Annotated in this window: 5 protein-coding genes; 4 read left to right on the forward strand and 1 reads right to left on the reverse strand. The window is 63.3% G+C overall.

The window, feature by feature from the left end:
- Positions 1–143 precede the first annotated feature (143 nt).
- Complete coding sequence (locus GE027_RS13320; protein WP_237607523.1) at positions 144–896, reverse strand: tetratricopeptide repeat protein; 753 nt, start codon at positions 894–896, stop codon at positions 144–146.
- A 576-nt stretch (positions 897–1,472) separates the two neighbouring features.
- Here GE027_RS13320 and GE027_RS13325 point away from each other — a divergent pair.
- The 4 genes from GE027_RS13325 (at position 1,473) to GE027_RS13340 (ending at position 24,962) form a co-directional block, all read left to right on the forward strand.
- Positions 1,473–17,300 (forward strand): GEVED domain-containing protein, encoded by a 15,828-nt coding sequence (locus GE027_RS13325; protein WP_153557697.1) that lies wholly within the window; start codon positions 1,473–1,475, stop codon positions 17,298–17,300.
- A 231-nt stretch (positions 17,301–17,531) separates the two neighbouring features.
- Positions 17,532–20,114: a dockerin type I domain-containing protein gene (locus GE027_RS13330; protein ID WP_153557698.1), complete on the forward strand. Its 2,583-nt coding sequence runs from the start codon at positions 17,532–17,534 to the stop codon at positions 20,112–20,114.
- A 150-nt stretch (positions 20,115–20,264) separates the two neighbouring features.
- Entirely contained in the window at positions 20,265–24,524 is a 4,260-nt protein-coding gene (locus GE027_RS13335) for an Ig-like domain-containing protein (RefSeq protein ID WP_153557699.1), read from the forward strand.
- A gap of 12 nt (positions 24,525–24,536) precedes the next feature.
- Complete coding sequence (locus GE027_RS13340; protein WP_153557700.1) at positions 24,537–24,962, forward strand: hypothetical protein; 426 nt, start codon at positions 24,537–24,539, stop codon at positions 24,960–24,962.
- The last annotated feature ends 65 nt before the right edge of the window (positions 24,963–25,027 follow it).

Below are 25,027 nucleotides of genomic sequence, written 5' to 3' on the forward strand. Positions count from 1 at the left end.
GCTCGGCTGTCCCAGCCGAGACGCGGCATAGTAGCTCGGCTGTCCCAGCCGAGACCACTGGTTTCACAGGCTGGAAGCCTATGCCACTGTTCACAGGCTGGAAGCCTATGCCACTGCTGTTCACAGGCTGGAAGCCTATGCCACTAGTAGCGGCGGGTGCCGACGGCCGGGGCCGTGCCGGGCTGGGCCATGCGAGTGCCACCGGTCGAGAGGGTCGTGTTGTAGCTGTCGGACAACTGGCGGTTTAAGTACGCGATCCGCTCGACCACCATCGGCTGCATGCTGTTGAGGCTGTAGCTGCGTTGGTAGTTGGCCAGGGCCTGGGCCAGTTCGCCCGAGCTCTCGCGCAGTTTGCCCAGCGCCAACCAGGCCCGAGCGCTGTTGGGGTCCTGCTGGACGGCGTCCTCGAGATAACGCCGCGCGGTGGCCGGGTCGCCGTATTCCTCGTACAGGCGAGCCAATTCGATGCGGGCGTCGGCCAGCGTGGGGTTCTGCGAGGCCCAGTTCTTCATCAGCGTGAACGCTTTGTCCGGCCGGTTCGTGTCGGCCAACAACACGGCCAGGCCGCGGTGGCATTCGACGTGGTTGGCGTCGTGGTCGAGGCACTGGTTATATAGCGCCTCGGCCTGTTCCAGCAGAGCCGCATCCTGTCGCTGGATGCCCAGCCGATGGGTCGTGGCCGCCAGGTTGTAGTAGCCGTCGGCGTCGGTCGGGGTGGTCTCGATCGCCTTCTGGAAGTGCTGCATGGCCGCCGTGTACTGGCCCTGCTCGTACAGCTGCGTGCCCTGGGCGTTTTGGCCGTTGGATGCCCACTGGCACCCGGACAGCAGGCCGGCCAAAGGCAGCACGAGGATCGCAGCCAGTAGACGAGGGCAGCGTTGGGCAAAAGGGGGCATGGCGTGCATCCGGTTCGCTTTCGCTGGTTTCGGGGACAGGATGAGTCGGGGTGGGCCCTGGGTACTCGTTGACGCGGGTACTCGGTGACGCGGGTACTCGGTGGGGCGGGCGCCAAAACAGGGGGCGGTTCGCCAAAGCAGCGCGTCGAGCCCACTTGCTTGCCGGACCCTAGCAAGCGGGCCGGCCGGCCGGCAATATCGAAATAATCGGTGCTTTGATTAAAGTCCGCAGCCCGCTCGGGGCATCGGTTCCGCTCGGGCCATCGGTTCCGCTGGGGCCATTTGGCTCGTTCTGGACGATCCTCGGCGGCGGTTTGGAACTTTTGCACACCCTGCGGTATCCAAGGCCTCGCGTAGATTCCCCCTCGCATAATCGAAATGACCGGACCACGGTGCCGTAAACCGCGTCCTGATAGGGATTTTCGTTGCGAATCCGGGGCTGTGAATTAGAATTCACGAGACTATCGCCTCAGATTGCCCATTTGTCCTGGCTTGCCTGTTTTGTTGGCCTGCGGGTGGTTTGAGCACGAAACTTGTAACCGTTTTGCCAACTCTGGCTTCGAAAGAGGATGGTTGATGACCTCCCGTAATTTTGGTTCTCGTCGTTCGGGATTGTTTTCTGCTTCGGATCGCCGGCGCGCCAAGCGTCGTCAGCAGAACCGCAAAGGGCTGCTCGAGGCGCTCGAGCAGCGGCAGTTGATGGCTGTGGGTCCGGAGCTGATCGGCATCCAGCCCAACCAGGGCTCGCTGTTGTTCGACGGCGTCGAGCTGAGCGTTCAGCCGCGTGAGCTGGTCTTCCAGTTCGACGAGACGGCGCAGATTGATCCGACCACCCTCGACGGGATCCAGATCACCCGCGCCGGCGGCGACGACCAATTCGAAGCGGCCGAAGCGACCACGGATTTCGGGACCGGTGGTGCGGTCTTGGTGGACTTTCGAGCCGCCCAGGGCGGGATTTCGGGCAACGGAATCACGTTGGAATTTACCAGCGTTTCGAGCAGTTCCGCGGCCCTGCCCACGATCGATGTGGATGGCAAGACGATCTCGGTCGTGTTGAACAGCAATCCGGTGCGGGAGACCACCGTGGCGGGGCTGTTGGCGGCACTGCGCAGCGACGCCGAGGCCAGCGCCCTGGTTTCGGGGCTGCAGGTCACGGGCGGCTCGTCGACCCGGATCGGACGCAGCACTCCGGATGGCCTGCAGGTCGTGCTGGGCGGCGCGAACGCGGCGACGGCGATCACCGATTTTGGCACCAATAACGCGGTCCGCGTGCGGGTCCTGTCTCAGACGACCGGTCCGGAGGGACGCGGTCAGCAGTTGATTGTCGAGCGTCGCAACTTCCAGGGCCCCGCCCTGCCGGCGGTTTTGGTCAATGGCAACGACGTGCGGGTTCAGATCAATTCGCACTTGGGCAACGAGACGACGGTCGAGCAGTTGATCAACGCGATCAATACCAATCCCCAGGCTTCGCAGCTGTTGCGTTTGGAGCTGCAGGCCGGCTCGCCGGATACGACGATCGGCGATGTTGCGACCACGTATTCGCCGCTGACCCTGACCGGGGCCAGCGATGTGTCGGTAACGCCCGGCTATGTGGGCTTGGGAGATTCGCCGCGTGAAGTGGTGTTTCGGTTTGCCGAGCCGTTGCCGGACGACCGTTATCAGATCAATGTTTTCGGCCAAGGGGCGGAGGCGTTGCTCGATACCGAAGGCCGGGCCTTCCAGGACGGCCAGGACTTTGGGCTGCAGTTCGAGCTGGATCTGGGGCCGCAGGTCTTGGCCGTGGTTCCCGAGCCGGTGCGTCGCGGAGCCGACGGCAGGCTCAGCCCCGACGTGGGCGTGATCGAAGTGCACTTTAACAACGACCGGTTGGATGCGACGCTTGCCACCGATCCGTTGTTCTACCGCCTGTTCTACAGCCGAGGTACGGCCACGGGCAACGACGACGTCTTGGTGACGCCCGAGTTGGTGACCTACAACGCCGTGACGAATATCGCGCGGCTGCAGTTTGCCCAGCCGTTGGCGCGTGTGCCCGATCCGGACAATCCGGGACAGTTCTTGACCGACGGGGCGCGGCTGCGGATTGGTCAGCGTGACACCGGTCCGAACATCAATTCGCCACTGGTTCCGCAGGACATCGCGCTGACGGTCAGCGATGCCGGTGATTCGTTCGACACGGCCTATGCGCTGGGCGGTCAGTTCGACGTCAACGCGCCGGGGCCGCAGACGGTGACGTTCCAGAGCGAGATCGTCAACACGACGCCCTATGGTTTGGATTTGCCAGCCGGTCCGGCCGTTCCGGGCGTGCAGACGATTCGTCCGGAGGATCCGACGCGGCTGGACCGCGTGGTGCCGCTGGATTATCTGCGTCGCGGGGCGGACCGCTTCGACGGAATCAGCACGATCTACTACGACTTTGCGGATTCCTTCCTCGGGGACGATCCCAACAGTCCCGGGATCGACAACGACACGACGTACTTCAACATCATCAGCGAACAGCAGAAGGACCGTGTTCGCGAAGCCCTGCACCAGTTCAGCCAGTACCTGGGCATCCAGTTTGTCGAAACCAACGGTGGTCCGGCCGGGGATGCGTTCTTCACGATTGCCGTGGGTGACTTGTACGGCGGCGACCCCAGTGCAACCAGCGGCGACGGCGGTTTGGCCGTGGTCACGCGAGACCGCAACGGCGACGGTTTCGACGACCTGGGCGTGATGGATTTTCAGGACTTTGACGAATCGACCGACGACCAGTTCGGCGGCGAGTTCTTCCGCGGGGCGATGTTGGTTATTGGCCAGTTGTTGGGTTACGGCTATGCCGACGACCTGCCGCAGCCGGTCACGCAGAGCACCGACTCGGTATTCAACCCCGGCACGGACAACGAAGCGGCGTTTCCCAGCATCGCCGACATCGTCAACGGCCAGTACATGTACCGGCCCGACAGCACGGACATCGACCTGTATCAGTTCGAGTTGACGCGTCCGGGGACGGTCTCGATCCAGACGTTTGCCGAGCGTTTGCCCGAGGCCAGTCTGCTGGACACGAGCCTGCGTCTGTACCGCGAGCTGGCCGATGGCACGTTCGAGGAGTTGGCGGCCAACGACGATTACTTCAGCCGCGACTCGTTGATCGAATTGGAATTGACGCCCGGCAATTATGTGTTTGGCGTCTCGGCCAGTGGCAACGACAGCTATGACCCGGCGATCGAGGGAACCGGTTTCGGGGGCCGCACCGAAGGCAGTTACGAGTTGCGGATGAATTTCGTTCCCAGCGACGACCTGACGCTGAAGGACATCACCGGCAAATCGCTCGATGGCGACGCCGATGGGCGCCCGGGCGGCGTGCACAACTTCTGGTTTGTGCCGGCCGATCCGTCGTCGACGCTGTACGTCGACAAGGCCGCCAGCAGTGTGGGCAACGGTTCGATCAATACTCCGTACCGGGACTTGGACGACGCGATCGCCGCGGCCCAGCCCGGGCAGACGATTCGCGTCGTGGCCAACGGCGGCGCCGACGGCTTGGTCCACACGTTCGAAGACAACTTCTCCTACCAGATCGGTGTGGACGCGTTCGGCAACCCGCTGCAGGACGGCAGTTCGCTGACCGTGCCGCAGGGGGTCACGTTGGTGATCGACGCCGGTGCGGTCTTCAAGATGCAGCGTTCGCGGGTGGGCATCGGCAGCACCTCGCCGACGATCGACTACAGCGGCGCGGCGTTGCAGCTGTTGGGTACGCCGACCCTGTTGGATGCGGCGGGCCGTCCGGTGACCGACGACGAAGGGGAATTGGTTCCCGGCAGCGTGATCTTCACCAGTTTCAATGACGATTCGGTGGGCGCGGGCAACTCGCCCACCTTCACGCCGGTGCCGCAAGCGGGCGACTGGGGCGGATTGGATTTCCGGGGCGACCTGGATGCGGCCGACCAGTCGCGGTTCAATCCCGAGCAGGCCGGTCTGTTTCTCAACCACGTTCAATTCGCCGACATCCGCTACGGCGGTGGCCGCGTTTCGGTGGACGGCCGCAGCGTCGTGATCTCGCCGATCGACATGGCGATCACGCGTCCGACGATCGTGCATTCGCAGATCCGCAACAGTGCCGACGCGGCGATGGCCGCCACGCCGGACACCTTTGCGGAAACCCGCTTCGACGAACCGCTGTATCAGGCCGGCGGGGCGTTCGTGCCCGATTACAGCCGTGTCGGACCGGACATCCACAACAACCAGATCGTGGGCAATTCGCTGAACGGGTTGTTCGTGCGGGTGGTCACGCGGGCCGGATCGACGCTGCAGCCGTTGACGGTTCAAGCTCGTTTCGATGACATCGATATCCCGCACATCCTGACCGAGAACCTGGTCATCGAAGGCACTCCGGGCGGCCCCCTGGTCGACTCCACCGCCCCCTCGATCCTGTTGGTCAATCTGACGGCCGAGCCTGCGACCGGCAGCAGTTCGATTCCGGCCGGCACCTATGCGTACCGGATCACCAACGTCGAAGCCGGCGGCCAGGAAAGCGCCGCCAGCACGCGGACCGCGCCGGTGACCTTGGCCACCCCCGGCGGCGTTCGCCTGACGCAGTTGCCGCGGGTACCCGCCGACGGTTCGTTCACCGCCCGGCGTCTGTACCGGGCCCCGATCGACCCGGCGACCGGCCAACCCACCGGTCCGTTCGAGTTGGTCGCACAGTTGAACTCCAGCACGACCACCTACGTCGACACCAACGCCGATCCCGGCGTGCCGTTGGTCGATCGTCCGCAGGCGTTTCGCGCTCGGTTGGACGCCCGTTTGGATATCGATCCCGGCACCGTGCTGAAGATCGACAGCGCTCGGATCGAAGCTCGCTTCGGCGCCAGTTTGTTGGCCGAAGGCGATCCCGGCTTGCCGGTCGTCTTTACGTCGCTGCAGGATTCACGCTACGGCGGCAGCGGCACCTTCGACACGAATTCGCGGGGCCGCGATTCGGGCATGGAGGCTGGCGACTGGGGTGGCATCTACCTCGGACAGGGCGCCTCGGGCAGCTTTGACAACGCCGTCATCGCCGGCGCCGGTGGAACCACGCGAATCGAAGGCGGCTTTGCCGATTTCAATGCCTTGGAAGTCCATCAGGCCGACCTGCGTCTGGCCAGCAGCAAGTTTGAATTCAACGCCGATGGTCGCGAAGGCGACAACGGCGACCGCGTGGGCCGAGGCAGCAATGCCGCCGGCACGGTGTTCGTCCGCGCTTCCCAGCCGGTCATCGTTGACAACGTGTTCCTCGGCGGCGAAGGCGCCGCGATCACCGTCGACGTCAATTCGCTGTCCTACCAGAGCGTCGGCGACACGGGCCGTTCGACCGGGCGTTTGGACAGCGTCGAATCGCTGGGCAACTCGGGCCCGTTGGTCCGCAACAACCGCCTGGACGACAACGATGTCAACGGCATGCACGTTCGCGGTGGTGAACTGGCCACGCGCGGTGTCTGGGACGATTACGACATCGTGCACGTGGTGCGCGACACGATCGAGGTTCCCAACCAATTCGTCTACGGCGGATTGCAGTTGGAAAGCGACGCTCGCGGTAGTCTGGTGGTCAAATTCCAAGACGACACCGAACCGGCCGGTCTGGTGATCGGCGGTAGTCTGCTGACGGCCGAGGATCAACTGCGCGGGATTCGGGATCGCATCGGCGGTTCGTTGCAATTGATCGGCCACCCGGATTTCCCCGTGGTCCTGACGACCCTGGCCGACGACTTTGCCGGGGCCGGTTTCCGGCCCGACGGACAACCGCAACTGGACACCAACAACGACGGTTTGTTGGGCGGCAACCTGACCGACCAAACGGGCGACTCGCGCTTGCCCACCGGTCCGGAAGTCAACAATGGTTTGTTGATCGACAACGATGTGGCTCAGGACACGGCCGGGTTCTTCTCGGCCCTGATGGGCGACGGCAACGAAGTCGTGCTCAGCGGCGTGACGGCCTTGACCACCAACCAGCAATTGTTGATCAACCAGGACTACGTGTTCGCCTACACCACCTACGTGGTTGTGGGAGGCACGGTCACGGAATTGTCCGGCACGACGATCACTCAACCGGCGACGCTGGTTTCCGATGACCGGGTGGAAAGTCGCGGTACGTTTGCCGGGCCCAACGGCACGGTCAACTGGGTCGCCACCTCGCTGTTCCAGGACGGTTCCACGCGGCTGACGACCCAGCTGGATCTAAGCAGCGACGGCGGCGGAGCGATCGGCGACGTGCAGGTGATCAGTTATCTGGACGAGGACGTACTGGCGATCAGTGACGATATCCTGTACACGACCGGCACGCCGGGTCAGCCCGATTTCCGCGTCTTTACGATCGACGATGCCACGCGGGTCGGGTTCTCTCAAGGCGGTTACTACACCAACGACGGCGTCAATCAAACGGGCGCCCAGTTCGAAGGTTGGGCGGCCGACCAGTTCAATGATCTGGTCACCGCGATCACCGCCGGTACGGCAACCTTCAGTGTGACCGGCGACATCGATACGGTGGACCTGCCGCAGGGTGTGGACGCCGGCCTGGGAACGACTTATGGTCCCAACGATGTGACCACGGCGTTCGCGTGGCGAACCGACGTCAACGCTTCGACCAGCCGGATCACTTCGTTCTTGGAATTGGTGCCGGAGGATCCGTCGCAGAGCACCGGGCTGGAACGCGTGACGCCCGGTTTGTGGAACGGCGTCACGATTCGCGAGGCGGCCAGTGACCGCAACGTCGCGGCGATCGCCGAGAATGAATCGGTCGCGGCGATCTCGCCCGGCACCAACGCCATTCCCGGGCAGAGTCAATTCCTGGGCGAACTGGCCCCGTCCGAAACCGCCGGCGACGAAAATCGCCGGATCGGCTTCGTGGTCGATGGCTTCCTGTCCCAGCGCGATGACGTCGACGTCTACTCGTTCATCGCCGAATCCGGCACGCAGGTCTGGTTCGATATCGATCGAACGGACAATTCCCTGGACGCGGTCCTGGAATTGATCGATGCCAACGGCATGGTCCTGGCCCGCTCCAACGATTCCCTGGCCGAAGAAGCCGATCCGTCGCTGTTGTTTGTCAGCGATCGTTTGGACGCCGATTCGGTGCGTCCGATGAGCGAGGTGAGCGCGCGGACCGAAACGCAGGTCCTGACCATCGGCGGCAACGTCGCCGATGCTCAAGGCTTTTTGAACCTCAGTCTGTTCGGTTCGGCCGTCACGGTGGCGGTGGAAATCGACGAATTCCTGGCCAATCCCGCCGGTTCGATCCAGGCGGCCATCAACGCCAACTACCGCGACGTGCTGGGGCCGGTGACGGTCAGTCTGGCGCGGCGCGTCGAACGCGTGGTCGATCCCACCGATCCGACCAACGTGCTCGAGCCCGGCGGCGATTACGAGCTGGAGGTCCGCTTCGACAACGACTTGTTCCTCGGCAGTGACGTCCCGAATCTGGCGGTCGACGACAGCCTGTTGAACATTCCCGGCGGCGGTACCGTGGCGATGTCGGCGCGGCAGGAGATCGACGATTCGGTCCTGCAAGACCTGTACTCGACCAACCGTCGGGATCCGGGCATGCGGATCGTGCTGCCGGGCGAAAACGGCACGCGAAACTTGTATCACATCCGCGTTCGCAGTAACGATTCGCCCGCCGATCCGGGGGTGCGAAAAGGACTGACCAGCGGCGCATACAACCTGCAGTTGCGACTGCGTGAAACCGATGAAACGCCGGGCACGCAGGTGAAGTTTGCGGACGTGCGTTACGCGACGACCGGTCTGCAGATCATCGGTCAACCGTTCCACTCGCCGCTGTTGGGTGAAGAGTACGAGCAATCCGCACCGAACGACACCTTTGCGCAGGCCCAGCCGCTGGGCCCCTACGGGGTGGCCAACGACGGCACCAGCGGCAACGCCGGGCCGCTGAACAGCGATCGTTTGGCCAAGACCATCGGCGGGATGCTGGACAGCGAAGACGACATCGACTGGTACCAATTCGACGTCCGGTACGAAAAACTGACGCGCGACAACGCCGCGTTGTACCTGGCGACGATCTTCGATCTGGATTACGCCGACAACTTTGCTCGCGCCGACATGGCGTTCTACATCTACGACGCGGCCGGCAACTTGATCATGACCGCCGGCGACAGCAACATCGCCGACGACCAGCCGCGGGCCGGAGTGGGCGTCGATGGCGCGGACCTCAGTCGGGGCTCCGGCGGTACGCTGGACCCCTATTTGGGAACCACCGAGCTGTCCGAAGGCACGTACTATGTGGCGATCAGCAACCAGACGCGGATCCCCCAGCAGATGGACCAGTTCTACGTCGGAACGCCGACCAATCCGCTGCTGCGTCTGGAACCGATCGATTCGGTGACCCGGATCGCCGAGGACCACATCGGACACTCCGGTGGCGGAACGGCCGGCGAGGTGCAGGTGCCCGTCTTGTTCGATCCGGCCGAGGCGGCGATCGATTACACGCTGGACGACGTGGTGATGTACACCATCGGCCGTAACAACACGGGAATCCAGCAAACGGTCAACATGATCAACCCGTTCACCGGCGAGAACTACGGCAGCATCGGGCTGCCCAATCAGGACATCGCTGACTTTGCCTTCCTGCCCAACGGCGAACTGTTCGGCTACAACCGCGACCTGATCAACGGCAACCCGCCCAACGACACCGGTGTGGGTTACTACCGAATCAGCAGCGAAGACGCCGGACTGACCGCCATCGGTGCCAGCAACATCGAAACCTACGAGGTCGTGGTCACGGCCGACGGTCCTTCGGTGGTGCGGTCCGACGACGGCGTGCACCCCGAAGCGATGACGTTCTTCGGCGATGGCCTGGGCTTCTTCGTGGGCAATCGTACCGCGACGCCGCAGGTTGGTACCTTCCCCAACCAGCGGCCGGAATACCTGCGTAACATCGTCTACCAGTTCGACCCCCAGACCGGACAGGCCTTCAGCGGTGCGGCCGGTGATCGCATCGTGCGGACCATTACCGTTGGTGGTGAGGACATCCAAATCGACGAACGTGCCAGCGGCGCCGGCACGCAGATCCGCGAACGCGGCTACATCGAAACCCGCTTGCTCGATACCGCGGGCAACGTGCTGAATCCCAACACCGCCCTGCGAACCCAGTTCGTCGTGACCGGGGCGACCGAGGTGGGGTTGAACGGTCAGACGCAGTCGTTGATCGTCGACGATTTCGCGGCCGGTGGACCCACCACGTTCACGATCATCGGATCGGATTCGACGCCCTACACCTTCGAGTTCGATTCGGGGCCCGCGTTCACGTTCCAGTACGATGACGAGATCGGCGCTTCGATTCGCGATGGTGACCAGATCACCGTGACCACGTCTTCGGGAGCGACCACTTACGAGTTCAATACCGGACCGGTGCTGGCGGTCGATTCCACTCAGGTGGTCGACGGGGCGCAGGTCGTGTTGACCGACGCGGCGGGCATCGAGCGGACGTTCGAATTCGATCAGAACGGCAGCGTCAGCGCCGGTGCGATCGCCGTGGCGATGCGCGACGAGAACGGTGACGTGCTGGCACCGGAGGATTTGTACGCGGGGCTGGCCGACACGATCACCCGTGCGGACTTTGGGATCGTGGCCCGAGCCACCGAGAGCCTGGGACGGATCAGTCTGGCCGGCGACAGCGAGGCCGTCCTGCCGACGGTCAGCGGCAGCGGGCTGGCGGTCGAAGGCGACTTCGCCGTCACGCCGGGGATGACCGAGATCCGGGTGGAAGAGACGGCCACGGCCGAAGAATTTGCGCAGGCCATGGCCGCGGCCATCGGCAACGGCACGACGGTCAGTCACAAAGGCAACCGGATCAATTTCCGCGGTGCCACCGACGTCGACGCGACCTCGCTGCAGATCGCAAATGTGTTCCAGACCCAGACCGGCCGCAGTGGCGTGTCGGCCGGTTCCGGCAATATCGCGGTCCCGTTCTCGGTTTCCGACCGCGACGTGGACATCGCCATCCGAGTCGCTCAGGCCATCAACAATGCCGGTTTGGGCACGACCACCGCGGCGGCCAATGGGCGCACCGTCACGCTGAATAACGGAGCGGTCACCCGCAACAGCGTCAATCCCGCCTTCGAAGTCGTGAATGTTTCGCCCGGCGGAACGATTCGCGGCATCGCCATGGTCGGCAACGTCATGTACGGCGTCTCCGATGCCGGCGGCCTGTACCGGGTGACCAACCCGACCGGGTATACGCAGGGCAACATCGGCGATTACGTCGACACGGCCACGGACCTGGTGGGAATTAATTTCACCGGTTTGGTGCGTGGTCCGCAGACCGTCGAAGGCGGACGTTACAGCAATCTGTTGTTCGGAACCACGGCCGATGGACGCGTCTACGCGTTCAATACGGCCGGGGAACTGCAGCCGATCTTCGTCGGTGGCCAGACCAACATCGATGCCAACGGCAACGGCGCCGTGCGTGGGGTGGCGTTCAGCACGCTGGACCGCAACCTCTGGGGCGTGACCGGAACCCGGCGTTTGGATCCGGGCCACGGCATCAACCCGACGTTCAACGGCACGCGTCAGGGCCAAATCGGTGGCTCCAGCCTGTACTTCGGCTACGAACGCAACAACACCGGCTTTGCCAACGCCAACGTGACCGCGCCGCGCTCGGCGATCGGCGGCAACCCGTTGAACGTGCCGCGTCAAGACGGCCAGCCGATCGACAACACCTATAACTTCCCCGGTGGAGCTTATGGGGCGCTCGAGAGCAATCCGTTCAGCCTGGTCGGTTACTCCTCGGCCGACCAACCCTACCTGTACTTCAACTACTTCCTGGAAAGCGACAACGGCCTCGATGCGTTCCGCGTGTACGTGGTCACCGAGGACGGAGCGGAGCACCTGGTTTCGACCAATGCGTCATTCCGCGACATCGGTTTGCGGGACGACCAGTACGACGAACCGACGCCCGGCGACGGCATCGACGTCGATGTCCAAGAAACGTTCGACAACAGCGATTCCTGGCGTCAGGCTCGGGTTCCGCTGGGCGAATTCGCCGGCCGCAAAGGCCTGCGGCTGCGGGTCGAGTTCAGCTCCTCCGGTCAGGTCGGAGGCGGTGATCCGGCGATCCGCGCCCTGCCCGGTGCGGAGCTCCGCGATGGTCAAGGCTTTACGATCTCCGGCCAGGACTTCTACCTGTCCTTCGGTCCCACCGTGGTCACCCCGCCCGGCAGCGACATCGCGGCCTACTACGCGGCCGCCGATGCCGGCGTGCCGGGTTCGGCTCCGGACACCCGCGTGACGGTGAACGTTGCCGGGATCACCTTTGTCCTGAACGACGGCTTCCGCAACGTCGACACCGCCGCCGGCGAAGTCAACGTCCCGCTGTTCGACCCGAGCGTCGCGGGTGCGACGCCGGTGGCGCGGTTGACCGCCAACGAGATCGCCTCGCTGTTGGCGCCGATCCTGGAAGCCAATGCTCCGGCACCGGTTGTCGATTCCAGCTTTGATTATGCCGCCGAGTCGAATGACGAATTGAGTTCGGCCACGCCGGTACCTCTGCCCGATGCCAACGCCACGTTCACCGGCACGGGCCGCATCGAAGATCCGCAGGACGTGGATCTGTTCCGCGTCGACCTGCCGGCCGGTGCGACGTTGGAGGTGATGGCGAACCCGGAACTGGGCTCGTCGCTGACGCCTCGCGTGCGGGTATTCGACAGCGAAGGGAACCCGGTATCGACGCAGGCCCTGCCGCCGTTCGATCCGGCCAATCCCAACCGCGTGTTGGATTTCATTCGCAAGGTCGATGTCGATACGACCTACTACGTCGGCATCAGCAGCCAACAGAACGGCAACTACAACCCGACGATTGCCGGCTCGGGAACCGACGGCGACGTCGGCAATTACACGGCGGAAATCACCGTGCTCCGCGATTACCGTGTGATCACCAACGACAACCGCATCGAACTGACCGGCGGGTTTCCCGTGATGGTTCCCGCGGACAGTCCGCTGGCGGTCGAAGAATCGCTGAACGATGTCGGCTTGCCGGTGGCGGTCGACAGCAGCATGACCGCTCGCGAAGTGGCCGACGCGATCCGCGAAGCGGCGGCCCGGCGATTTGCCAAAGGCCAATTGACCGGATTCGGGAACAGCAGTTCGCTGGTCGAATTCACCGGCCTGAGCGTCGACGACAGCGGTCCGTTCGGTGTCGGAGGCAATCGCTATGGCGACGTCTTTGGCGATGAAGGTCCGCGGCGGACTCGCGACAACACGCATGAAGGTGTCTACATCGACGACATCATCATCGGCTTTGCCGAACGCGGCGAGCTGGCGACCGGGGCTACGGTCGACACCGGATTCATCGTCGATCCCTCGCCCAACCTGACCAACCCGCCACAGCCGGTCAGCGAGCTGGTGACCGGTTCGTACCAGTTGGAGATCCGCGACGCCAGCGAGTACGTCGCATCGTTGTTCGAGTCGCGGTTCCGCGCCCTCGATACCAACACGCGGCTGACCCAGTCGCAGACGATCACGGCCAAAGGGGCCGCCGATCTGGTCGATGGCCAGATCTTCACCATCGGTGACGGCAATGCCGCGGTGACGTTCGAATTCGATTTGACCGAATCCAATACCGGTGTGGCGCCCGGCAACGTAGCCATCCCCTACACCTTCGAGGCGATCGATCCCTTGACCGGGCTGGTTCGTCCTCAGACCCCCAGCGAGGTGGCCGCGTCGATCGTGACGGCGATCAACAGCCAAGTGGTCCAGTCGGTACTGGGCGTATCGGCCCAGCTTTCCAGCGGCCCCGATTCGTTGAGCGACCCGCAGGTGAATCTGCTGGGACTGTCGCTGGTAGATAACAGCGACAACGCCTTGCAGAACGTGACCCGGGCCGGTGGCCGCGGGGACAACAACCGTGATCGTGACGCCCAGGGCGTGATCCTGGTCGAAAACAGTCGCTTCCTGTTCAATTCGCAGTACGGCATCGATCTGGTGCACGACGTGACCGCGGACGTGGCCGGCAATACGACCGACAGCCTGGTGCGGTACCCGCGTAACCTGGTGGAACTGAATACCGAAGCCCTGGTGCCAGGCGTCGTCGTGCAGAGCAACGTCCTGGCCTACAACGATGTCGGTGGCCTGCGGGTCTCGGGCATCGAAAACGGCGGCTCCGATCGCGACCCCGTACCCTTCGACCGGATCGTCAACAACACGATCATCGGCGGTGCGGTCACGCCCGGCAGGACCGCCCCGGCACAGATCATCCAAGGGACGTCCTTTTCGCAAGGGGTCCTCTCGTTTGCCGATGCCGTGGTCAGTTACTCGCCCGGCGCCAACGGTGGCCCCGAGCCGGACGCGGAATTCCAGGACACGTTGACCGTGCTGGGACCGCCCGACCTGAGCGGCCGCGGCGCCGAACCGGTCGATGGCAGCTCCACGCTGTCGCTGGGCAACGGTGGTGTGTTGGTGGTGCAGTTTGTCGACAACCGCCTGACCGGCAGCGGCGATTCGCGTCCGGACCTGGCGATCTTTGAAACCGGCGACGTGGAAAGCGTGCTGGTCGAGGTCAGCCGCGACGGGGTGACCTACACCGAAGTCGGCATCGCCGGCGGACTGACCAACCAGCTGGATATCGACGCGGCCGGTTTCGGACCGCAGGACCGTTTGGCCTTTGTACGCCTGACCGACCTGCGTCAAGGCACGCCCGGTTCGAGCACGATCGGCGCGGACATCGATGCGGTGGGAGCGATCTTCAGCGCTTCGGTCGACCTGTTCGTGCCCGGTGGCACGGGCATCACGGTTCGCCAGAACGCTTCGCCAACCCTGCTGAACAACGTCATCGCCAACTCCGACGTGGGCTTGGACGTGGACGCGTCGAGCAACAGTTCGGTCACCGGCGCTTCGGCGTTCTATCGCAACGATACGGCGGTCAGTGGGACCACCTCGCTGGGGACGTTCCCGCAGATCGTTCCCGAGAGCGAAGAGTTGTTCGTCAGTGCCGGAGAGCTGATCTTCACGCCGGCCAGCGGGGCTTCGATCATCGATGCCTCGATCGACTCGCTGCAGGATCGGGCCAGCCTGGTCACGGTTCGCAATCCGTTGGGCTTGCCGCCCTCGCCCATCATCGCACCTCGCTTTGACGTCAACGGACAATTGCGAGTGGACGATCCGAACGTGGAATCGCCCTTCGGATCCGGGGAAATCGTGTTCAAGGATCGCGGTGCCGAAGACCGCGGCGACACGACCGGTCCGCGAGCCGTACTGGTTACGCCGCGAGCCGAAGAGCAAGGCACCTTGGCCGGTACGGTCGAGGTGGTTGGCGCCCCGCAGTTCTTCGAGATCCAGTTGGTCGATGGCATCGCGCCCAGCGACCCGGTTCCCGGCGTCGGTGTCGACGATCGCTCGGTCACCAGCAGTGCGATTCTGTTGCTGGAAAACGGCGTTCCGCTGGTCGATGGGGTCGACTATCGCTTCGGCTACAACCCCAGCACGAACACGATTCGGCTGACCGCCCTGGCCGGTGTCTTCCGCACCGATGCGGTGTACGTGATCCGCATGCTGGATTCGGCCGATTCGGTGATCCAGGCCTCGGCCGGCAGCGATACGATCGATGGTCACATATTCAACGTCGTCGATCGCACCGGCGTGCTGACGCCGTTCGAATACGAATCGGGAATCACGCTGACGGTTCCGCAGAATCTGGTCGATGTGACCGGCGTCGACGGGACGCGGTTTACCGTGACCGATGGCCGCTTGCGATTCACCTTCGAACTGGACGACGACAACAGCGGCGCCGCCGCAGGTTCGGTCGCCGTTCCGGTGCCGGTCAACGCCACCGTGGACGAAATCGCCGAAGCGATCGCCAGCGTTGTGAACCAGTCGGCCTTGAACCTGACGGCCGTGGCCACAGGCGACGGCCAGGTCAACTTCACCGGCACCGACACCCTGTCGGTCGTGGATCCGCTGCAAAGCGGAATGACGGTTCGCGGTTCGATCGGTACCCAGGTCGGTTTCGGGATCGGAATTCCAGCCGATGTGGCTCTGCCCGATGGCGTCGAAGATGGCCAGACCTTCACGATCCGCCGTGGTGCGGTGCAAGAAGTGGTCTTCGAGATCGACACCAATAACTCGCTCAGCACCCCGGGTGCGGCGCGCGTGGAGGTGCCAGCCAATCCGACGATGGACCAATTGGCCACCGCACTGGTCTCCGCGATCAGTAGCGCTTCGCTGGGACTGGCGCCGGTCAACGTCGGGGGCGGACGCATCGTCCTGGGCGGCGACACGAATTACTCGCTGGACATGAGCGACACGGTGCTGACCCAGTTGGGAACGCCGGGACAGACCGCTTCGGTGCCGATTCAGATCGCTCCGGATGCTTCGCCCGAAGACGTGGCTGATACCGTCGTCGCTACGATCGAAGCGGCCAACCTGCCGGGCATCACCGCCCAGCGCGTCGGCTCTCGCGTGTACATCGACGGTTCGACCGACGTGGTCGGCGACAGCGTGCTGAACCTGGTAACGATCCAGGACGAAGTCGGCAACCTGCTGCAGAGCAATCAAGCCAACGGCCAGACCGAACTGACGATCTTTGTCGGTGGCGGGTTTGACTATGGTGATGCTCCCGCACCGTACCAGTCCTCACTGGCCGACGGCGGACCGCGATTGAAGGTCGACGACGGCCTGCGATTGGGAGCGACCGTCACGGCGGATTCCGATGCCAAACTACCCAATGCCGATCAGGACGACGGAGTCACCTTCTCCGGTGCCCTGCGGCGTGGCTTCGACACCACGATCAACGTGGATGTGCAAAGCGACGGTTTGGCCTACGTGCTGGACATCCTGGTCGACTGGAACGGCGACGGGGCCTTCGATGGACCCAACGAGGCGATGCGGTTTAATTCGCCGTTCCTCGGTTCGACCGCGCTCAGCGTGCCCGGTGATGCCGTTCTCGGCGAAACCTACGCTCGGGTGATCGTCACCGGCCAACGCACCGATCCGGAGACCGGCCAGTCGGTCTCGGTGGGCGAGATCGAAGATTATCCGATCACGATTCAGAACAACCCCTACCAGAATCCCGCGGGTCAATTCGACGTCAACGGTACCAACGGCGTGACTCCGCTGGATGCTCTGTTGGTGATCAACGCCCTGAACCGTTATCCCGGCAACAGCATCCCGCTGGACCCACCGCCTGCCGGCGTTAGTTTGCCGCCCTTCCCGGATGTTGATGGCAATGGTGCGGTCGAGCCGCGGGACGCGTTGTTGGTGGTCAACGAACTGAATCGTTTGTACCGCAACGACGGCCAGGGTGAAGCGGCCGCACGCAGCGGGTCGGTGTTCGACCAGCCGGCGGCGATGGCGCTGGAAGACGTCTTGGATTCGTTGGCCGACGATCACGTCCAATCCCAGGACGGGGATCTGGCCGTCGACCGCGTGTTCTCGCAACTGGGAGAGTAGTGGTTGCCCGTAGCCGAACTCGCCGGAGTTTGGGCGGGGTATAAAGAAACGCATCCAAAGTCTGACGACTTCAGCGACTTGGAATTCGCCTGGCAAGCTGGCGAGACTGGCTAGAATGGATTTGCTCGGGAGTTTTTCCTGAGTTTTGCGGAATCATTCGGCCGACCGATGTCTCTAAGGAGGCATCGGTTGGCCGCTGTTTTCGCTTCGGATCTTTGTTTTCGTTTGCTTATGCCCCTGGATCGCCACAAATTTGCTCGCGCCCGCCCCTCCGCCTCGCGTCGGCGACGGTTGCAGGTGGAATCGCTGGAGGGCCGTCGCTTGTTGGCGGCCGACCCGCTGGGGGCGGCTCCCCTGGGTGCAGCTCCCCTGGGTGCAGCTCCCCTGGGTGCGGGGGTGACCGATACGGCCGAGTTCATGCTGGGCCGTGTGGCGGTGACTCCGGTGTTCTTTGAAAGCACCGGTGCGGCCAGTACGCAGGACTGGACGGAACAGGAGATCGACGGCGTGCTGCAAAAAGTGCGGGACGCCATGCAGTGGTGGGTCGATACCTTGGATGGGCTGGGCTCGGTCCATACCCTGGAGTTTGTCTACGACGAGAGCTTCGCCCGGACGCCCTTCGAGACGACGTACGAACCGATCGATCAGATCTCTAACGCCCACGGCAACTACCTGGCGGAGTTTCTTACCGCCAGACAGATGGACAGCAGGCTGTCGCTGCAGGACGCGGTCCGAGTCTTCAACCACCAACAACGCCTGGCGATGGACGCGGACTGGGGCGTCACGTTGCTGATCGTCGACGCGTCGGACGATCCGGACGGCGCGTTCGCTCCCGGCGGTTCGTTTAACACCGCTTTCGCCTACGCCGGCGGAGCCTACATGGTGGTCCCCTCGACGCGCCCGGCGTCGGTGATCACCCACGAAATGGGGCACCTGTTCTGGACGCAGGATGAATACACCGGTGGCGATTCCTGGTCGGAGCATCGCGGCTACTACGACACGCTGAACCTGAACGCCGCGGACAATCCGGATCCGGATTTTGTCCAGGAAATCAGCATCATGGCCGGCGGTACCTATCGCAGTTACGCCTACCAACAACACGTCAGTCCGGCCTCGACGCTGGCCCTGGTCGGTTGGCAGGACAGCGATGGCGACGGGGTTTTTGACGTCTTGGACGTCCCGCTAGCCCTCGAGGGCGTCGGCCGATTCGATGCGGAAAACCAACGCTTGGAATTTCGTGGCGAAGCTCGAGCGGTGGCCCTGCCCAATCGGAATCCCGAAGGCTCTGGCAATGATATCACGCTGAACCGGATCAGCCGCGTCGAATACCGCATCGATGACGGGCCCTGGCAGACGGCGGTGGCACCCGACCGGCAGGTTGCCGAGGTGGCCTTTGACGTTGCGGTTCCGGCCACCTTCACCACGGTCGATATCCGCGCCATCGACGCCGCGACCGGCGTGACCAGTCCCTCGATCACCGTGACGCCGTTGATTCCGGGAACGGCACCCGCGTCGGCAACCGGTTACGTGTACCTGGATCAAAATACCGATGGTTTGCCGGACGCGGACGAAGCGGCGATCGGCGACGTGGTGGCGGAAGTGGTCGCCGCCACGGCGGGCGAGCTGCCGGTGGTGGCGAGCGTCGACGCACAGTCGGTCGCTTCGGGGCAGGTTCTAGAGGATTTGGCCGGATGGCAAATCCGCGGCACGGCGGCCAAAAGCGACGGCCGGGTCGTCTTCGAAGGCGATAGCGGCGAAGTCGGGGGGCCGCGTTTGAAGTGGTACGACGTCACCCAGGGCGAGTGGAACGATCGTTGGTCGCCCTACGACCATTTGGAGGTTCGGCCCGAAGAAAACACGACTCAGGTTCAGGTGACCGTCGTGGCCCCGGCCGCCGGAGCCCGCGGGCGGCTGGAGGCCTACGATGCGGCCGGCAATCTGCTGGATCGCGAGACCTCGCCTGCCCTGGCCAGCGGAGCGACCGCGACGTTGACCGTTGCCGATCCCGGCAACCAAATCGCCAGCGTGCGGTTATTCGGACACGAGGGCACCGAAGTCTTGGTGAACCGGGTTCGCCTCGGCCCCCAGCTCTCCGCCCATAGTGACGCCTCGGGTTTGTTGCGATTCGAGAACTTGCCCGCCGGTCGCTACCAGGTCCAGTTCGACCTGCCGCTGGTCATTCATCAGTCGCTGGGTACCCAGGAAATCACCGTTGGCGATTCCCAGCCGACCGCCACGTGGGGCGTCCAACGCGGGGCCAGCCCCTGGCAGAACTCGCAGGTCGCCACCGATGTCGATCGCAGCGACGGTGTGGAACCGATCGATGCTTTGATGGTGATTAATTATTTGAATCGTCACGGCACCGGACCGTTGCCCGCGTTTACCGCAGGCGCACCGCTGATCGACGTCGACGGCGACGGCATCGTCGCGCCGGTGGACGCCTTGTTGGTCGTCAACGAACTGAACCGGCTGTCCCGCCAGGGCGGTCAATCCGCTGTGCAGCGCGAAGCGGCAAGCGGCGAAGCGGCCGATCAGGCCCTGCAAGCCGGCGGGTGGGTCGCGGCATCGCTCGAGGCGGAGGCCCCCGACCGGTTCCGCCGGGACGAAACCCGGTCGATATCCGCAGCGGAGGCGACCGACCGTGTTCTGGCCGATCCAGGAGCGAACGTTTTTTCGCCCCCTGACATGTCGATGAACCGCCCGCCAGCGGGTGGCTTGCACGGTTATAGCGGTCCTGAGGACGGTGACACCACGAAACCGGAGGATCCGGTGGATGCATTTTTTTTGGAACCTTTACGGTCCGATGGATTCTAACTGTCAGTAAGTCCGTAGGTCCGCGAATTCAAGCACAATGGTTTCTTGATAACCCGGTGAAGCTGGTTAATATGGGGACTCTGTGCCTGCTGAGCACACTCGCACTCGCAAAATCATTCCTTGCTGTCGAAAACGAAATTGGATTTGGCGATGAAATCATTTGGCCGCCTTTTTAAGCGATCCCAGGACGCCCGTCGTAATCAGGCTCCAGCCAGCGGCAAGCGGCGATTGCGTAGCGAAGCGTTGGAGCGACGCGAACTCCTGGCCGGAGACCTGCTGGCTTTCCACAACGACTTTGCCCCGGTCGATGTCAACCGCGACTACCGGGTCGAGCCGATCGACGCGTTGTTGGTGATCAACCAACTGAATCGCAGCGGACCGGGCAGCGTGGAAACCGTGATGGCGGACAGCGATGCCGAGGAGGTGGGCTTGGTCGACGTCAACGGCGACAACGAAGTCACGCCGATGGACGCTCTGCAGGTCGTCAACGCCCTGAACCGCGGGCAAGGCATCGACGGCGAAGTGATGGAATTGCGGTTGGGAGTGCGCGACCATCAGACCGATGCGGACCTCTTGGATCCGGGCAGCCGAACGCTGAACCTGGTCTTCGACGAGGCGACCCAGCGAAGCCAGATCGTGGACCTGGAGGTCTCTTACCTGGACCTTCGCGGCTTTGGTCAGGACAGCGGTGCGTTTTCGGTGTTCGTCGATATCTTCACGCCGATTTCCGGAGCGACGTTCTCCGACGTGGTCGAACCGGTGGTGACCGAGACGCAGGAGTTGCTGTTCTCCAAAGAGATCCAGTCGGCCAGCGGCGACATCATCTTCTCGGACACGTCCAGCAGCACCACGGTGCCGGTATCGGTCGCTTCACTCGGCAGCAATCCGACCGCGGCGATCGGTGGCGTGCTGGAGCAACTGGGTTATGACAGCAGCCAGTTCTCGGTCGAAGTCCTGCCGCCGCTGAACAACACCATCGGTTTGGACGTCCAGATCCGCTTTCTGGGTGACGATCTGTCGAACATCCAGTTGCCGAACCTGACCGCCGATACCAGTCAATTGAGCGGTGCTCAGGTCACGTTCCAGAACCTGGAGACGGCCGCGATCAACCCCGATGGCAGCGTCAACAGCGACGCCATCCCGTTGAATATTAATTTCAACAGCCGCAGTGCCGGCGGACAAGAAGTTTATAACAACAGCGTCCAGGGCTCGTTCGGCGAAGACGGCTACGACGACGTCGGCGGAATCGCCAGCGGCAACCTGCCCGGCGGTTACGACGACCAAGGCAATACGGTGCCCTATGACGCGTTCAGCCTGCCGGTTCGTTTCAAGCAGCTGTACAACGAGTTCATCGTTCAGATCGATCAACCGCTGGAAACGCCGCCGGTAGGCTCCGGTAACGAGCTGTTGCTGATCGACGAGGGGGACAGCCTGCGGGTCGACAACGTTCTGATCGACATCGACGATGACCCTTCGATTCCCGGCGATGACCGGTACGGATTGGTGGTTTTCAACGTCATCGAGAGCAGCTTGGTTGCCGGCACGGGCAACCTGACGGTGAACGAAGATCTGATGCCCGCCGGTGGCAATACGATCGATCTGGCGACGCTGGTGACGGACCTGAATGATCCGAACGCAACGATCACGATCACCTCGGCCACCAACGGTGCCAACGGCACGGTGTCCCTGACCGGTTCGGTCGCCACCTACACGCCCGCGGCCGACTTCTTCGGCGTCGATTCCTTTACCTATGTCGCCAGCAACGGCAGCAGCACTTCGACCGGCACGGTCAACGTGACGGTGGTTTCGCAGAACGATGCACCCACCGGAACGCCCGATCAGATCAGTGCGACTCGCGGCACGGTGCGGGTGATCCAGCCCACCGAATTGACGAACAACGACAGCGCGGGACCGGCCAACGAGGACCAGACTCTGGTCATCGATTCGGTGGCCGGTACCGGTGTGGTGCTCAACGGCGATGGCACGGTTTCCTTCACACCGCCGGCCAGCGGTGCGACGGCGACGTTTACGTATGTGGTTCGCGACAGCGACGGGGCGACTTCGGACCCGATCCAGGTGACCGTCAATATCGACGAGCAACCCCTGCCGCCCACCGCTGGCGATTTCACGCTCTCGGGAACCGAAGGAACCACCCTGACGTTCACCGACAGCGATCTGTTGGCCAACGTCCAGGGCACTTCGCCGATCACCGTCGACAGTGTTTCCGGGCTGACCTCGTTGATCAGCGGTTCCGGAGCGGGCACCCTGACCGATAACGGCGACGGGACCTACAGCTACACGCCGGTCGACGACGACGTCTTCGGCAATGTCGCAACCTTTGATTTCACGGTCAGCAATTCCCTAGGCACCGATACCGGGACGGTCACGATCAACTTGCAGGGCGTCAACGATGCTCCCAACGCGGTCGACGATACCTTCAACGTCGAAGAACTGTCGGGCGTCCACACGTTGATGGTTCTAGATAACGACGATGCGGGACCGGGCGAAACCGGCGATTCGATCACAATCACCTCGGTCACCGGCACGGGCGTCAGCATCGCTCCCGGCGGCACGGCGGTGCTGTACGATCCGCAAGAACTGTTCCCCGGCCAAACCAGCTTTACCTACACGATTACCGACTCGGGTAATCTGACCAGCACGGCGACGGTTACGGTCGATGTGACCGAAGGGCCGCGTCCGCGGGCGCTCGATGATACGGCCACCAGCGACGAAGGCGTCACGATCGACATTCCGGTGTTGGCCAACGACCGGGCGAACGTGGGTGAGACGCTGTCGATCGACAGCCTCGGCCCGATCACCGTGGGTGCCGGCAACGCCACCATCTCGATCGTCGGCGACAGCGTTCGCGTCGATCCCTCGGATGATTACAACGGCGTCGTCGAATTTACTTACACCGTGACCGATACCAGTGGCGTGGTCGATGATCAAGCGGCTGCGACCGGGACCGTGACCCTGACGATTGGACCGGTGAACGATCCGCCGATCATCGGTGCCGATCCCGCACGGACGACCACCAGCAACGTTCCGTTGACGATTGCCGTCAGCGAACTGCTGGCCAATGACTCGCCCGGTGTCAACGAGGACGATCAGACGTTGTCGGTCAGCAGTGTGACGGCTGCGACGGCCAACGGCGGCACGGCGGTCCTGGACAATGGCAACATCGTCTACACCCCGCCGCTGAACTTCGAAGGCACCGATACGATCACCTACACCGTCAGTGATGATGGAGATCCGGTCGCCAGCAGCGAAGCGACGTTGACGATCAATGTGAACAACATCGATCCCATCGCCGGCGACGACGAAGTGACCGCGTTTGTGAATGTTCCGGCCATCTACTCGGCCGCGCGACTGTTGGGTAACGACAGCGCCGGTGAGGCGTCGCAGCAGTTGACGATCACGGCCGTCAACGCCCAGGCCGGCACGCGCGGCACGGTCTCGCTCGAGTCCGACGGCAGCGTGCGGTTTGTCCCCGAAACCGACTTCATCGGTCAGACCAGCTTTACCTACACGATCAGTGACGGCATCGAATCGGCCGTCGGCACGGTGCACGTCGACGTCCAGGAATTCCAGCCCAGCACGATCTCCGGCACGGTCTTCTTCGACAGCATCGCCAGCGTTTCCAATCCGGTTCGTAACGGCACGCGTGAAGCCGGCGAGAGCGGTTTGGCCAACGTCCAGGTGACGCTCAGCAGTACCGCTGCCGACAATGTGACCGGCGAAGCGATTTCGCAAACCGCGTACACGAACCTGGAAGGCAACTTCAGCTTCGAAGGCCTGCCGCCGGGACGCTACGTCGTCAACGCGATGATCGGCGACGACCTGATCGATGGTCCGGACACGGCCGGCAGCCAGGGAGACCTGGACAGCGTGGAAAACCAGTTCACGGTCAACTTCCCGCAGCCCGGTGGCTTCGACGCAACCGATTACGCGTTCTCGTTGATCGGCTACAGCGGCACCAGCGCCGCGGCGGCGATGGAGCGAACCGACCTGTTGGCTTCGACCTATCTGAGTCACCACAGCGACACGTCGAACAATTCCAACGGCGGCATGCAGGGTGGAACCGCTTCGCTGAACGCCGACGGAACGCTGAACTTCCTGCAGATGCGCGATGGCTTCGAGGGCGTCAAGCACGCCGAGATCGTGCTGAACGAAGCTCGAGATTCGGCGCTGCTGACGATCGTCAACAGCCTCAACGAAGTGCTGACCGCGCGGCTGGACGACACCCAGTTCCTGGTCGTGGACGATGGTGAGGGCGGCGTCGCGGTTCGCTTCTTTGGCGGCATCGAAGATTTTGACTTCACCGTGAACCCGTCCGACGCTCTGTACCAGGAGTTCGACGATTTCCGCAAAGCGATCGATCAGATCCTCGGATCGGACGACGTGATGTAGGTCGGCGGCACCATGGTTGAGGAATCAAACGATCGTCACCGGATTCGCCTTCGCGGCCCCTGGTGGCGGTCGATCGGTCGCTCTTTCGACCCCCGCCACGCCACTCGCGTGGACTGGGCCGCCGCTCTGGCCACACCGCCCACGCGGGTTTCTACCCAGCAGCGGGTGGACGCGTTTGTTCTGCGTCGCACTTTCAATTCGCCGACCGGTTTAGAGGATGGCGATCGATTGTTCCTGGTCCTGCGGCAGGTGGATTATGTGCGCTCGATAACGCTCAACGGCCAGGGGATCTGGACCGGCGACGAGACCGCATCGCCGCATCTGGAGATCGAGGTATCACAGTACCTGCAGGACCATAACGAACTGGAGTTGCTGATTGCGGTGCCCTGCCCTGCTCCGCCCCGCAGCCACGGCGAGGTGGCCCTGGAGATTGGTTGATGGTTGATGGTTGATGACCAGGAGCCGCGACTGCCTTGAAGTTGCTGCCGGACAACTACGCGGTC

This window comes from Roseimaritima sediminicola (assembly GCF_009618275.1).
GTDB lineage: Bacteria > Planctomycetota > Planctomycetia > Pirellulales > Pirellulaceae > Roseimaritima > Roseimaritima sediminicola.

Excerpts from the sequence above, each read along its gene's own strand:
- GE027_RS13320 (WP_237607523.1), bottom strand. The coding sequence starts at position 896 with ATGCCCCCTTTTGCCCAACGCTGCCCTCGTCTACTGGCTGCGATCCTC.
- GE027_RS13325 (WP_153557697.1), top strand. The coding sequence starts at position 1,473 with ATGACCTCCCGTAATTTTGGTTCTCGTCGTTCGGGATTGTTTTCTGCT.
- GE027_RS13330 (WP_153557698.1), top strand. The coding sequence starts at position 17,532 with ATGCCCCTGGATCGCCACAAATTTGCTCGCGCCCGCCCCTCCGCCTCG.
- GE027_RS13335 (WP_153557699.1), top strand. The coding sequence starts at position 20,265 with ATGAAATCATTTGGCCGCCTTTTTAAGCGATCCCAGGACGCCCGTCGT.
- GE027_RS13340 (WP_153557700.1), top strand. The coding sequence starts at position 24,537 with ATGGTTGAGGAATCAAACGATCGTCACCGGATTCGCCTTCGCGGCCCC.